The 13,942-nt window shown below is 43.5% G+C and carries 14 protein-coding genes and 2 tRNA genes; 8 read left to right on the plus strand and 8 right to left on the minus strand.

The features are described 5' to 3' along the window. From R4I06_RS00920 to R4I06_RS00940, 5 genes are all read right to left on the minus strand, one after another. Positions 1 to 481, minus strand: a 481-nt coding sequence (locus R4I06_RS00920) for a hypothetical protein (protein WP_334413621.1), incomplete at its 3' end; no start/stop codon positions are given. Continuing rightward, a complete protein-coding gene (locus R4I06_RS00925; RefSeq protein WP_334413622.1) occupies positions 471 to 710 on the minus strand; it encodes a hypothetical protein in 240 nt (79 codons plus the stop codon). The genes R4I06_RS00925 and R4I06_RS00920, both read right to left, overlap by 11 nt. Before the next feature lie 40 nt (positions 711 to 750). Further along, the gene (locus R4I06_RS00930; protein ID WP_334413623.1) at positions 751 to 1,689 is read right to left on the minus strand and encodes a hypothetical protein; all 939 of its coding nucleotides are present in this window, start codon (positions 1,687 to 1,689) and stop codon (positions 751 to 753) included. Between the two features lie 257 nt (positions 1,690 to 1,946). Then, positions 1,947 to 2,381: a hypothetical protein gene (locus tag R4I06_RS00935; RefSeq protein ID WP_334413624.1), complete on the minus strand. Its 435-nt coding sequence runs from the start codon at positions 2,379 to 2,381 to the stop codon at positions 1,947 to 1,949. Positions 2,382 to 2,639: 258 nt separating this feature from the next. Next, positions 2,640 to 3,215, minus strand: coding sequence for an RlmE family RNA methyltransferase (locus tag R4I06_RS00940; protein ID WP_334413648.1), 576 nt, complete (start codon positions 3,213 to 3,215; stop codon positions 2,640 to 2,642). A 272-nt stretch (positions 3,216 to 3,487) separates the two neighbouring features. Between R4I06_RS00940 and R4I06_RS00945 the strand changes: the two genes are divergently transcribed. Beyond that, positions 3,488 to 3,564 (plus strand) — tRNA-Pro (locus tag R4I06_RS00945). A gap of 394 nt (positions 3,565 to 3,958) precedes the next feature. Here R4I06_RS00945 and R4I06_RS00950 read toward each other — a convergent pair. The 3 genes from R4I06_RS00950 to mgtE form a co-directional block, all read right to left on the minus strand. Beyond that, positions 3,959 to 4,264 carry a hypothetical protein gene (locus tag R4I06_RS00950; RefSeq protein WP_334413625.1) on the minus strand — a complete coding sequence of 102 codons (306 nt, stop codon included), beginning with the start codon at positions 4,262 to 4,264 and terminating at the stop codon, positions 3,959 to 3,961. 1,575 nt (positions 4,265 to 5,839) lie between these two features. Then, complete coding sequence (locus R4I06_RS00955) at positions 5,840 to 6,931, minus strand: hypothetical protein (protein ID WP_334413626.1); 1,092 nt, start codon at positions 6,929 to 6,931, stop codon at positions 5,840 to 5,842. Positions 6,932 to 7,756: 825 nt separating this feature from the next. Next, positions 7,757 to 9,103, minus strand: a complete 1,347-nt coding sequence (gene mgtE, locus R4I06_RS00960; RefSeq protein WP_334413627.1) for a magnesium transporter — start codon at positions 9,101 to 9,103, stop codon at positions 7,757 to 7,759. A gap of 96 nt (positions 9,104 to 9,199) precedes the next feature. Between mgtE and R4I06_RS00965 the strand changes: the two genes are divergently transcribed. The 7 genes from R4I06_RS00965 (at position 9,200) to truA (ending at position 13,694) form a co-directional block, all read left to right on the plus strand. Further along, the gene (locus R4I06_RS00965; protein ID WP_334413628.1) at positions 9,200 to 9,343 is read left to right on the plus strand and encodes a hypothetical protein; all 144 of its coding nucleotides are present in this window, start codon (positions 9,200 to 9,202) and stop codon (positions 9,341 to 9,343) included. 31 nt (positions 9,344 to 9,374) lie between these two features. Continuing rightward, positions 9,375 to 9,457: transfer RNA gene (locus tag R4I06_RS00970), tRNA-Leu, on the plus strand. A gap of 58 nt (positions 9,458 to 9,515) precedes the next feature. After that, complete coding sequence (gene atpD, locus R4I06_RS00975; protein WP_334413629.1) at positions 9,516 to 10,979, plus strand: F0F1 ATP synthase subunit beta; 1,464 nt, start codon at positions 9,516 to 9,518, stop codon at positions 10,977 to 10,979. A 42-nt stretch (positions 10,980 to 11,021) separates the two neighbouring features. Further along, a complete protein-coding gene (locus tag R4I06_RS00980; protein WP_334413630.1) occupies positions 11,022 to 11,297 on the plus strand; it encodes a hypothetical protein in 276 nt (91 codons plus the stop codon). Positions 11,298 to 11,317: 20 nt separating this feature from the next. After that, the gene (gene fsa / locus R4I06_RS00985; RefSeq protein WP_334413631.1) at positions 11,318 to 11,971 is read left to right on the plus strand and encodes a fructose-6-phosphate aldolase; all 654 of its coding nucleotides are present in this window, start codon (positions 11,318 to 11,320) and stop codon (positions 11,969 to 11,971) included. A 74-nt stretch (positions 11,972 to 12,045) separates the two neighbouring features. Further along, the gene (locus tag R4I06_RS00990) at positions 12,046 to 12,954 is read left to right on the plus strand and encodes an aspartate carbamoyltransferase catalytic subunit (RefSeq protein WP_334413632.1); all 909 of its coding nucleotides are present in this window, start codon (positions 12,046 to 12,048) and stop codon (positions 12,952 to 12,954) included. Beyond that, positions 12,951 to 13,694: a tRNA pseudouridine(38-40) synthase TruA gene (gene truA, locus R4I06_RS00995; protein ID WP_334413633.1), complete on the plus strand. Its 744-nt coding sequence runs from the start codon at positions 12,951 to 12,953 to the stop codon at positions 13,692 to 13,694. The genes R4I06_RS00990 and truA overlap by 4 nt, the downstream gene beginning before the upstream one ends. Positions 13,695 to 13,942: the final 248 nt, after the last annotated feature.

Below are 13,942 nucleotides of genomic sequence, written 5' to 3' on the forward strand. Positions count from 1 at the left end.
ATCCAGAAGCAAGACGAAGAAACTTCTCGCTATCCACGCTTTTGCCGCGGCGTACACTAGTAACAACATTTTTTTTGCTTGCAGAGTTTTTACTCTTCTTGCAACTTGTCCGCTTTTTAGCCTTAGTGCGAAGAGAGCTACTGTCAGCACTTTTACTTAGAGCACCTTTCTCTACATAGCTACTGCCAATTGTCCAACTTACCGACGAGAATCCAGAAGCAAGACGAAGAAACTTCTCGCTATCCACGCTTTTGCCGCGGCGTACACTAGCAATACCTTTTTTACTTACGGAGCCTCTATCATTCTCGCACCACGCATGTAATGAACACGATGGAACGACATCCAGGTAGATAAGCGGCCTGGCAACAGGGGGCAACCCTATAAAATCTCCATAAGAAACTCCTCGTCTATGCTCTGTACGAGAAGTGCAAGTGAAACGGTATAAGAAACCACCAGGCCGAGGAACATCATTACCCAACATAACTGATACCAATACAACTATAAGAATTGCGGGTGATCATATTTTTAACATCACGTACGATCTCCCGATAAAGTTCGACTTCTCTAAAACGATAACCCATCACACCTTTTTCTAACTCTGACAGATTTTTCAAGGCAGCGAGAACACCAGAAATCTGCACAAGATCTCCGAGATTGAAGAAGGTATCAAAGATACCTCCACTACTCCTTTGTCCTCCTACTTTCGCCATGAATCGATCCACCTCCAACGTTCACACACCACGAAGCAAACTATGTCCTACAAGCGATAAACGCAGCTCGAGTCACATACGAAACACAAGCAGCCTCACACACTATTGCATGAGTAAGTACAGTAGCTGCAGCTCTTGCTTCACCAATATTGCCTGAAACATACTCGGAGTATTCCTTGGGCTTACTAGGCTGCTTCATCATATCAGGAGAAGAATATCCCTCCCCACTGCTTTGCACGACACTTCCATTCCCAATACTTGCAGGTATCCTACTTGTCTCGCAGCTTATCGGCTTTACAACAGCAATAGCAGGAGAGCTACTACCCATGCCTTCACTGCTGCACACACTAGTAATGTACTTTTTACTTACAGGTATCTTGCTGCCCTTCCAGTTTACGGGACGCCTCACACCAGTAACGCGAGATGAGCCACCGTCACCACTTTCGTTGATGCGCACGGCAGCATCAACCTTTTTGCTTACAGGTATCCTACTACCCTCGGAATTCGCCGGCCTTCCAACACTAACAATAGGAGAGATACTACCCACACTAGCAACACCCTTTCTACTTACAGAGCTCTCACCACTCTTAGCGCTAAGAGAGCTAATGTCTGCTCTTTTATTGCGGCACCCATTAGTAGAATCTTTTTTTGCCAAGCTACTACCAGTCATCCAGCTCTCCGACGACCATCCAGAAGCAAGACGAAGAAACCACTTCCCATCGGCGGTTTTGCCACGATGTATGTCAGTTTTACAGCAATACGGAGAGAATTCACTACCTACACCACTTTTCCCGTGGCGCACACTAGCAGTAGCTTTTTCACTTACAAAGCTCTCACCGCTCTTGGAATTCGCAGGCTTTGCAACAGGAGACTCCCCCACGAAATCTGATGCAAAACAATCTGCCGTGACAAACACAGCCCCTGGATTAGACCATGAAGTACTAGGACTACTCTCCTTGTGAGAAACAAAATGAAACATGATATGTTACCTATACAACCGTAAGAATCGCGGGTGATCGCATTTTCAACGCTACGTACGACCTCCCAATTAAGCTCAGCTCCTCTGAAACGAGAACCCATCACACCTTTTTCCAACTTTGGTAGCCGCACAGCAGCAAGAGCACCAAGATTCCTGAGATTGAAGAAGGCGTCGAAAACGCCACCATCAATTTCCCGTTCTCCTGCCTCTATCATAAACTTCATCTACCTCCAAAGCCTGTACAGCCACGAAGCGAGCTATAACCTCCCATCGATAGCACGACTTATGTGCGAAACTAATGGCTCTCCATCAGCAGCATTGTGATGCCACCAGTTGTCTACCTTCACATCAAGAGCAAGTACAGAACTCACATCTGCCTCCTTTTGCTTAAGAATCGGAAGCAATGCTGGAGCATCTACCGTACCTTCTAAGCTTCTCGTGCACACAGATGGAGCGACCATCTCCTTAACAACAGCTTCGTCATGGCACACACCACTCTTGACGCTTTCGCTTACACAGCTCTCACTATCCTTTAAGCTTATATGCGGAGGGCATACAACATCCTCCAAGGGAGCTACAACCTCTCTGGGAGAAAGATTTCGAGAAAACTCCCAGCTATACATTGTCCTGCAAGAACGAAGAGCGTTACGGAGATGAGAAACAACACCGAAACGGATAACGGCACTTAACATAAACCAATACCAATACAGCCGAAAGAAGTGTAGGTGAAAAAGCGCAAGAAGCCCGGCCGAATACGGCGACGACTAATGTAAAGGCCTATGGAATCTAGAACCAACGTCACACACACATATACATCCTACACAGCGAGGTGAAAATTTGCAACCTTTATTTGTGCATGTGCCTTGCTATAGCCTTTATTTGTATGTGCACCTTATTTTAGCTGCTGTATCATCCTACTACATGGGTTATTAGCAAAATAAGGTGACTTTTTATGATGGTAGGGCAGTTTTGTTGTATTCAAGTGCCACAAGATATATCTCTGAAGATTCAGACCTGCTAGACTTGGGTTTGCAGTATTCTGTCTTGCGAAAATACTGCTTTAATGACGACCTGAATTCCTGCTCATACTCTCCCTGGAGTATTTTGGTTATAAATACTCCCCCGGGTTTTAGATACTCTACAGCGACGTCCCTAGCCATCTCACATAAGTTTATTATGTTCATATGGTCTACTTCTCTGTGCCCACATGCTTTAGGCGCCATATCTGACAGCACTACATCAAACTTGGCACCACCAAGTCTTTCATGTAACTCTTCTTCCCTTATATCACATTTTATAAAGGTGACACCTTGCATAGGTGCCATTTCCTGCATATCTACCGCAGTAACCTCATTTATTCCATGTTCAAGCACTACCTGTGACCACCCACCTGGATATGCACCGAGGTCTAAGACGGAAATACCGCGTTTCAATATTTTGAATTTGCTATTTATCTCAAGGAGCTTATAAGCCGACCTAGACCTATATCCATCTTTTTTTGCAAGCTTAACAAACTTGTCATTCAATTGGCGATGCAGCCATCGTGTAGAAGAAATGCGACGCCCTTTTGCAGTTTTAACGTTAGTAACTATATGACTACCCATTAACTTGATAACAGCATACGCCATTGTATGTTTTCTCTCGATTATAGTGAAGTTTATTTATAGGGTAGAGGGAGTTTCATGCAGACTGTTCACCTCCCTTTTTTAAGGCATTATGGGCGTGCATGTAAATCTAACATGCTGATACTGGAGAGATGTTGACACTGCTGATTATATGATTTACGATGGCGGGCTTTCGGGGTGTGGCGTAGCTTGGTAGCGCACTTGGTTTGGGACCAAGGGGTCGGGAGTTCAAATCTCTCCACCCCGACCATATAGTTCACATAGCATTCTGTGAAAAGCACGGAGTTGTGTGGGTTTTTCTTGTAGGTAGTGAGGTGGAAATGCCTCTTGCTATGGCGATAAAAGAGTCAAGGTGAAAATTTTATAGTTATGCTCCTTAGTGTTTGGGGGCAAAAGAACCCCTATGCGGAGCAATATAAAGCCTGTCATGTCTCCTGTTCATCTGCTACGAAGACAAAAGAGCCAGGGGGGAGAAATTTTATAGTTATACTCCCATAGTATTGGGTTTTAGGGTAAAGAACCCTTACATAGGGCAATATAACCTGTCGCATCCCTTATCCATAGCATAATGCCCTTTCTAATCTCTGGTATTACTTGCACAAGAGATATACACTTATCAGTGAGCAAAGGTGTCACAGTTAGGGTTATAAGAGTTTCACTTTTGTTTCAAGGTTATTGACCCTTTCCAAAAGGACATTGTCAAAGTAGCTCCCTAGGTCATCAATCATTTTCAATGCCTTATCGAAATCACGCTGCAGTTGCAGTTCTGTGTCCTCTAACATGGCGGAAAAAGAAGCAAAAAATTCATTTTCTTTGTCACTCACTGCTTTTGAGACGATATCGCATTTTTTTTCAAGAGTTTTGGCACTCTCAAGCGCCCATCCTTTCGGAAATGATACACTGGGCACATTTTTTCTCAGAATAGCAGCACTTTTAAGTGCTAGGTCCATGGGGAACAATATACGCGATATATTTCTTTCTAGAGTATTTGTCTTTCTTGGTACTAAAGCTCTAGAATCCGAGGTCGGACAAGAGGAACACTCTAACTTCGAAGACGCATGTGTTATATTCAGTAGATAACATACCAATACTACGGCCACGTAGCAAAAGGCTGCTACCCAAAAGACGACATAATTCATAGTATTTCTACAGGCAACACAACATATTAAGATTTTAAATAATTTCTAGATAAAAAACAACACAGGCAGTAAATAGAGTGGCAAAAATGCCCCCTTAACAACAGTAATGTCTGCGTATGACATCTATGATTATAATTTCTAAAGAGGAGCACGGTGCTTTCCTCCCGCAAATTGGATGCTTTGTGCTACAGAAGCCCTAATGCAGGTGGTAGAAGTGAAAGACGACTTTGATAGCTATGGGCACGTTATTCCTGGATGAGATTGCTTTAAATGGCACTGTGGCTCGGAACAACACAATGCGTAGCACAGGGAAAGGCGTTTACCCATATGTTCGCACTATTTCACCTTTTTAAACCCAATGGTTTTGCTGGATTATATCCCGCCAGGATCGCAGGCATTTTTTTTGTGCAGCAATGGTGGATTCAAACGAATCTGACACTTGTGTGGAACATAAAGCCTCCTACAGAGGCGTACAACACATCATTCCATCTTTCAAATTAATGGTTTGGTGGGATGATGTCCCCACTGAGATTGCAGGTATTTTGATTACGTGTAGCCATAATTATGTGAAGCTATGGTGTATTCAAGTAAATCTGATACTTGTGTGGAACATAAAGCCTTGTACAGAGGCGTATAACACATCATTCCATCTTTCAAATTTAATGGCTTGGTTGGATGATGCTCCCACTGAGATTGCAGGTATTTTGATTACGTGTAGCCATAATTATGTGAAGCTATGGTGTATTCAAGTAAATCTGATACTTGTGTGGAACATAAAGCCTCCTACAGAGGCGTACAACACAGTATTTCACCTTAAAATTCAATGGTTGCGCCTGATTATATCACGCCTTTAAAACTCAATAGCTGTGCTGGATGAGGCATCCTATCTATCAGGAGTGCAGGTAGTAACCTGTTTGCTAATAGCCAGATCAACTAGCGCTGTATGTGGGGATGGGCACTTAACGTTGCTCTTGTTTGTGCACGAGAGCATATCTTCCTCTTCGATATTGCATTCAGGTTCTATATCTGAACCTTTTGAATATATAGACGCAAAAGTTACTAATGAGGCAAGGACCCCGAAAGCGAAAACCCCTTTATGCGGCAGCTCCGTGTGTTGCACCACTTCCTGCTGGTATAGCGTGCGACAATAATACAAAGAGGCTATTCTCATACACCACCTAAGTATTGTAAAAAAACCGCTTATCATAGCCTACAACACGCTTTATGACCCCAACAGATTTCTAGCAGTCGCCTAACAGCGCAACGTGAGCACACTCAGTTACTGAGGGCTGCAGTCATATACCTACTCAAAATGCCAAAAACAGCACTGTGGCTACGCACCACTTCTAGATAGCACGTAACCACATATGGAAGACAGAGCCTTGCTTATAGCCCCATACCTCCATGTGCCTGCTGCCACATGTTAAGGTACGCCTGGTACATGTATGCGTTGTCGTCTGGTTGTTTTAGCAGCTTGCCATAGTCGTAGCGCTCCATCATATCGCACATGATACACCCTTGACATGTCGCAGATTCCACAGAGGTACTGGGTCCAGACCTAGGGGTCCCACTTGCACCACCTCTCACAGCTTTTATACGACTGCTTCTAGTGGATCCTAGGGAAGATTTCCCTCTCTGCAGGTCGCCAGATGTAGGTTTAACTGCGCGTGGCGAACTTATCTCTTCTTTTGAAATAGCATATGTCTCGAGCCTCTTCTGCGGGACCGATTCAGATGTAGCGTGCTGGTGTAAGGACGTATCTACACCTTGAGTAACAACTCCCGCAACAGGTTTCATAGTTTCTTGTAATATGCTGTTTTTTGCGGCAAGTATTGCCTTTGATATGACCTTCTTTGAAGCGGTGCTACGAGGAGCCAACAATTCTTGTTGCTCTAACTTCCCTTGTTGTACGTCACGTACATACACCTTAGCCGCTTGGGCAGCAGGCTCAGAAAGCCTAATAAGTTGAGCCTCCACAGGAGCAAGAGATGATCCTTCGTACTCGATATTTAAGCGAGCGCGACCCGCAGCTGCTGATTTTTTTGTACGTCGCTTATCACACGTACACGGTTTCACTGAACCACTATCTATCGATGATGCGCTACTTACAGCTGGAGTAGCACCTGCTAGAGACCTTCGTGCAGCAGAGCTATGTCCTCTTTCTCTATCCTCCCACGTCGAAACTGCAACCGCTACAGCCAAGAACGCAAGAGAGATTACTGTAATAAAGCCTATAAGGCGCACAAAGCCCGTAGACCCAAAGCCCAAAAGGGACCAAAAGCCACTATTTCCACGCTCAATTCGATTTTCACAAGCACCTGCCCTTATATATGCCTCTCTGCTGTAATACAGAGCAACTGCAGCCATGGCAGGCACAACATGAGTGGCTAGCAGTCTCTTTGCCCTTCTAAGAGGTGAGCTGCCGTTATGCGCACAATTTCTATCGTTAACCATGATAATCCATAAGTAACACAACATTTTGCAATATTAATATATCCCTAACGATATACAAATAAAAATTGCGTGAATAACTGGTTGAACAAGCCCAAATCCAGATTGTAATGGGAAGTATCCTATATAAAGCACTACATAAAGATTAATGTAGAAGTGGTTGAAGATCATAAGGACTCCCATATATTAAACTTTGTTTTTGTGGGCTGTACATCTGGTTTGAGGTCGAGAGATCGGGAGTTTTAGATCTCCTTACTCCGTCACATGCAGCAGTATGTAAGAAGCATGTGGTTTGAGGGAGTATTTTGGTGGAGAGCAAGAGTTAGGAATGCTTTGTGCTAGAGAGATAAGAAAGCTAAATAGCAAATAGAAATGTACACATAGTTGGAATGCCCTTGCAGCTACAGTTTACTGCTAAGACACTATACTTAACTTAGAGAAGCCATAGAGCAATGTGACCTTGTATACTACTCTGCTTAGGTACTGTGATTCAGATCTACTCTATACTTTCATACTTAGAGAAGCTACAGAAAAGAAGGCTTTTGGGTTGCACTGTTTGCAAACCAAAACTTGGTGCTTTAGGTACAATGAGAATGGAAGGTTATGGAACTTCCATGAGTAAGTACCACTAATGGTACGTGTATCAAGTTCGTGTTACTTAGTACGGCTACAGTACAGTTCTTTATTGAAACATATGTATACAGGTAATTCTGGGTTACAAAGGATTATGGTGGCCAACCCCAGGAATTAAGAGGGCATATTGTGCGGTACAACAGGTGCAGCGTATAAACGTTAGAAGATATGCTTTTTGCAGTTTTGGCCTTGCGTAGCTGAACTAAGTGAGCTACTAGGTTACATCAGAAAGATTGTAGCCAACCCCAAGAATATCAAAAACGACAATATATCGCTTGCGGCGCATACTATTATGGAAGACGATACTGCTGGGTCAGCACCCATAAAATTTAGAAGTATGGGAACAGCGGCGCCAGAGAGCGTAGCTATTGAAAAGGTAGTGATCATTGATATCGCAAAAAGTACTTCTATTGAAACATCATGAAATCTTACAACCACCGCTATGGAGGCTATGGCAGCCAATACTGCACCATTAATCATGCCTATACACAACTCCTTGAACAATAGCCTTCGGGAATTCCTGTACGTTAACTGCTTTGTAGCTAATGCGCGTATGGTAACAGTTAAGGCCTGTAGCCCGGAATTACCACTCATAGATGCTATCATTGGCATTATTACAGACAGCGCGATAAAGCTCTTTATCGTATCGCTGAACAAACCTATCACCAAGGAGCTCACAGTGGAAGTTAGCAGGTTTACCAATAACCACGGCAGCCTCTTGGTAACTGTTTCTATTATCGGCGAACTTATATCCCCATCGGATACCATTCCCAAGTGTAGTACGTCTTCTCCAGCTTCTTCATGCACAACATCTATTATGTCGCACACCAACACCGCGCCTATAACACGACCTTCTTTATCCACTACAGGTGCAGAAAGTATTGAATACTTTCTGAATATCTCGGAAACCTCCTCCTGGTTAGCAGTTAGGGGAATAACCTTTACGTCAGTGTCCATAACAGTACTTATCAGACACTCTCTGTTCGAAAGTATTATATCTTCTGCAGATAAAACACCTATGGGCTGGAGTTTTGGATTCGTTACAAATATTTCATGTAGTCGTCTCTCATGCCTAGCATTCGCACGTAGAAAATTCTCCAACTGTCCGATACTCCAATATTCTGGAACGACCGTTATATCTTTGTGCATCAACCTTCCGGCACTTTTTTCTGGGTACGAGAAAAGCTCGGTAATCAGCATGCTCAATTCTTCGGGTAGTAGCGCCAATATGCGCTCTTGTTGTTCGGAATCTAAATCCTCTACCACTATCATCACATCTTCGCTATCGAGATTTGTGAGTAGAGAAGCTACCTTTTCTATTCCTAGAGCACTAACTATCTCTCTGCGCAATCCCGGCACTAGATGCACCAATACCTCTGACATCAAGTCGTCTGGTATATGTTTAAGAAGTCCCTTTCTATGAACAGTACCTGAAGCCAGCAAGAAAGATGCTAACTGCACTCCATCTGCCTGCTCTGCTATGGCTTTTACTTCGTCTGTGCGTCCTTCATCTATGGCACTTACCAGAAGATCACTAGTATACTCATCCAGCGAATGGTAAGACATAGCGCACAGGTGTAACTACAGATACAGGTAGGTACACGTAACACACTTTTTGTGCCTTGTACACAGCAAATTTAGCATCTACTTCAGGTCAAACGCGTGCATAAGCAAATATGGCATACATGTGTTACTTTTGAGACGAGCCATGAGCACTTAGTGCCTATACTGTTACCTAATACGTTGATGATGGATTCTTGGGCCAATATAGCAATATTTGGGCATGAGGTAAGCATTGACTTGTAGAAAATAGGTTGTAGTATCTTATGGCGGTGATGCCCTTATGGCGGAATGGTAGACGCGGTAGACTCAAAATCTACTACCCGTGAGGGTGTGCTGGTTCGAGTCCGGCTAAGGGCACGTTGTGCTGTCTTGTTGGTGAGATTTATCAAAAGTACTTCTTCAATTTGGGTGTAAAATGGTTGTAAAAGGGAAGGGTGTTGTTAAGGAGCGTAAAGGGCGCAATCATAGCAATGTTGGTGAAGTTGTTAGAGTAATGTCCGCGGTTGTAGACGTTGAGTTTAGTCAGGGAGATGTTCCTGAGATCTTGTTTGCTCTTGAGAGTGAAGGGGAGTATCAAGGCAAGAAATTAGTGCTCGAAGTTGCGCAGCATTTGGGTGATGGAGTAGTTAGATGCATTGCGATGGGTAGCACAAGTAATGTGTCTAGAGGCGATAAGTTCGTGGATACTGGCTCTCAGATAAGTGTTCCCGTTGGTAGAGGTACTTTAGGAAGAGTATTTGATGTTTTGGGGAAGGTTATAGACGGAGCTCCCGACGTTGAAGGCTGTGAAATACGTCCTATACACGCTCCAGCTCCGGCGTTGTCAGAACAAAAAGTTGCTACAGAAATACTTGTCACTGGGATCAAGGTCATAGATTTATTAGCGCCCTACTTGAAAGGCGGAAAGGTTGGTCTATTCGGAGGAGCGGGCGTAGGGAAGACAGTTCTGATAATGGAATTGATAAGCAACATAGCTAGGGTTCACAAGGGTTTTTCCGTATTTGCAGGAGTAGGGGAAAGGACGCGTGAGGGTAATGACCTCTACAGGGAAATGATAGAGTCTGGGGTTATCAATATCGAAGAACGCGATAAGTCTCAGGCAGTTCTGGTATACGGGCAGATGAATGAACCTCCTGGAGCTAGAATGAGGGTAGCTCTTAGTGCTTTGACAATGGCTGAGTATTTTAGAGATACAGAGGGCCAAGATGTCCTGCTGTTCATAGACAATGTATTCAGATTTACGCAATCCGGTTCTGAGGTTTCGGCTATTCTAGGACGTATGCCGTCTGCAGTTGGATATCAGCCAACTCTTTCTTCAGAAATGGGTATGATGCAAGAGAGGATAACTTCCACTCATAAGGGCTCTATAACCTCTGTACAGGCTATCTACGTTCCTGCGGATGATTTGACGGATCCTGCGCCGGCTACTTCGTTTTCGCATCTTGACTCCACTACGGTTCTTTCTAGACAAATTTCAGAATTGGGAATTTACCCTGCAGTGGATCCATTGGACTCTACATCTCAGGCGTTGACTGAGGAAATTGTTGGTACTGAGCACTATCAGGTTGCCAAAGAGGTGAAGCGTATCTTGCAGACTTACAAATCTCTTCAGGATATCATTGCAATTCTTGGAATGGATGAATTATCACAAGAAGATAAGCTTCTTGTTGCAAGAGCCAGGAAGATTCAGAGATTTTTGTCGCAGCCTTTCCATGTTGCTGAGGTATTCACGGGCAATCCTGGGTGTTTTGTTTCGCTAGAAGATACAGTTCGCGGATTTAAAGAGCTTGTTGAGGGTAAGTACGATGATATACCAGAGGCAGCTTTTTACATGGTTGGTGGTATTGATGGTGTAATCGAGAAAGCGAAGAAAATGTAGGTATGCGGATCGTGTTGAGATTGAGATGTGAGAGGTTGTCCGATGTTTAGCGTAGATTTCCTTTCCCCTAGCAGAAAGGTAAGTTTTTCCGATATTGTATCATTGTCTGCAAGGACAGATAAGGGCGCTTTCATGATAATGGCCAATCATGAAGAAGCTGTCATGAGGCTTCTGTCTGAGGTTGTTGAAGTGAAGAATACTAAAGGGGACACCACATTTGTTAACGTTTCTAATGCGATTCTTAGTGTGAAAAACAACGATTGTGTTGTGTTTACCGATGATGTTTCTCTCGAGGGAGAAGGTTTAGAGGGAAAGTAAACGTATGGTGCAGGTTTAAGGTGAAGATATTTTTAGATACTGTTGATGTTGATAGTATATCCGCTTTGTGTAGTACGGGCATAGTGGATGGGATTACGACTAACCCGCTTTTGTTATCAAAATCGGATAAGCAGTACAAAGAGCTTCTTGTGAAGATATGCGAATTGGTTCGTGGACCTGTGAGCATTGAGGTGGTTTCCACAGATACAGATGGCATGGTGGAAGAGGGTCTCAGATTTGCTGAAATTGCCGACAATGTAGTGGTAAAGCTACCTATGACTTTTGAAGGAATAAGTGCTTGTTCTATTCTCACTAACACACATAAGATCAAGGTAAATGTTACGCTGTGTTTTTCTGCGGCTCAGGCGCTCATAGCTGCGAAGGCTGGTGCGTTTTTTATTTCTCCATTTATGGGAAGGGTGGACGATATAGGTGGCAGTGGAGTTTCTCTCATAGAAGATATACGATGCATATATTCCAGGCACAACTTTAAGACGCAAATTCTGGCAGCCTCAGTGAGAAGTAGCAAGCACGTGGTGGATGCGGCAAAGGCTGGTGCGGATGTGGCTACTGTTCCTATTGCTGTATTCAAGCAGCTGTTCACTCATCCGATGACAGATAGGGGTTTGGGTGAGTTTTTAAACGCATGGAAAGCAGCAGGCAAGAGCATATAAGGATGAGATTTTTCTTCTGAAATAAAGCTAACTGTTATACACCTAGATTGGTTTATGGTTTTTCGTTTGTTGCCATGGGGAAGTTAACGAAGTTACTCAAGGTTGCTGATATAAGCGATGAGGATTTGAGTTGCATACTGGATATTGCTAAGCACTACATGCATACTGAGAATGCTAAACGTGTGCTAGAAGGCAAGGTGGTAGCTAACCTTTTTTTTGAAAATTCAACTAGAACTTTGTTAGCATTTGAAATAGCAGAAAAGGCTCTAGGCGCGGTATCTGTTACGCTTAATGTGGATAGTTCTTCTATTAGTAAGGGAGAGAGCGTTACGGACACCATATCTACTATGGGCGCTATGGGAGTGGACATGTTTGTGATACGATCTGGAATAAGTGGCATGATAGAGAGCGCCATAAACGCCGTAGGTGATGGTAAGTGTGTAGTAAATGCTGGAGACGGCCTGCATGAACACCCTACACAGGCTATCACGGACTATGCCACAATATGCGACATAATCGGTAGCAGTAATATTTCCGGGTTAAAAGTCACAATATGTGGTGATGTGTTTCATAGTAGGGTAGCCAGATCCAATATCAGATTGCTTTCCAGGTTTGGTGCGGTGATAACGGTTGTTGTTCCTCCTGGCTATACAGCCTCAGCACAATTGAATGGTGTATCAAGTGTGGTTTGTAGTATAGAAGAAGGCATAAAAGACGCAGATGTTATAATGTTACTAAGGATGCAAAAGGAGAGAATAGAAGGGGATTTTATATCTGAGAAGGAATATTCTAAGTACTACATATTGGATAAGAAGCGACTATCTTGTGCAAAGGATAAAGTCATAGTTATGCATCCGGGCCCTGTTAATCGTGGGATTGAAATATCTGATGAGGTTGCGGCCTCCAGTTGTTCGGCAATTTTGCTGCAGGTAAAAGTAGGAGCTGCTATTAGAAAAGCGATTTTACACCACATGCTAGTATGAGGTACATGGCTGTAGTCGAATACGATGGCACCTTTTTCAAGGGATGGCAGCGTCAAAAGGGTTGTGACGGGAAGCGGTCGGTTCAGGAAACTATTGAGGGCGCTATATACAGTCTATCGCAGCAAAATGTACAAGTTGTAGCGGCAGGCAGAACAGATGCTGGAGTGCATGCTGTGGGGCAGGTCATACACTTTGATTTGCGTACAAATTTGCAGGATCACGTCATAAAGGGGGCATTAAATCATTATCTGAGAGAAGAGCAGGTTTCTATATTATCCTTGGGTAAGGTGGATGATGAATTTCATGCAAGATTTTCTGCCAAGAAGCGTCATTATAGGTACAAAATCTCAAATAGGGATGCGCCACTTTGCATATATCGCCTAAGAATGTGGCATATACCGCAAAAACTTGATACTGAGCGTATGAAAGAGGCCGCTTCTTATATGCTGGGGAATAAAGATTTCGCAAGTTTTCGAGGAAAGTACTGTCAAGCCAAGCAATCTGTTAAGACCCTTGATGCAATAAACATCATACAGGAAAATACTGACATCAATATCGATGTTTCTGCACAGTCATTTTTACATAACCAGGTTCGAATCATAACAGGTACTTTGGTACAGTGTGGAAGAGGTTTGTTTAGTCCCATACACATAAAAGAGATTTTAGAAAAGAAAGACAGAGCCGCTGCTGGCATCACTGCACCTCCATATGGGTTATACCTTATGCGAGTTGACTACTAGGGGATGTGCCATCGGAGCCAGGTATAGAATTTGCTGCAGAGGAAAATAGCCATGAAACTAGAGGAAGAATTTTAGATAAAGGGCATGTGAAAAGAGCAATAATTTCCTCTGATTGCAGAACTAGGACCAGAGCTATTTGAAGAAAGGTGCATACAAAAGGAGAAATGATATCTCCTAAGGATAGGCATAGTTACCCATAATATTTGTATCATTCCGTGTCTTACTATGGTCAGGTTTAGGGCGAAAAG

This window comes from Anaplasma bovis, from assembly GCF_036903315.1.
Taxonomy (GTDB): domain Bacteria; phylum Pseudomonadota; class Alphaproteobacteria; order Rickettsiales; family Anaplasmataceae; genus Anaplasma; species Anaplasma bovis.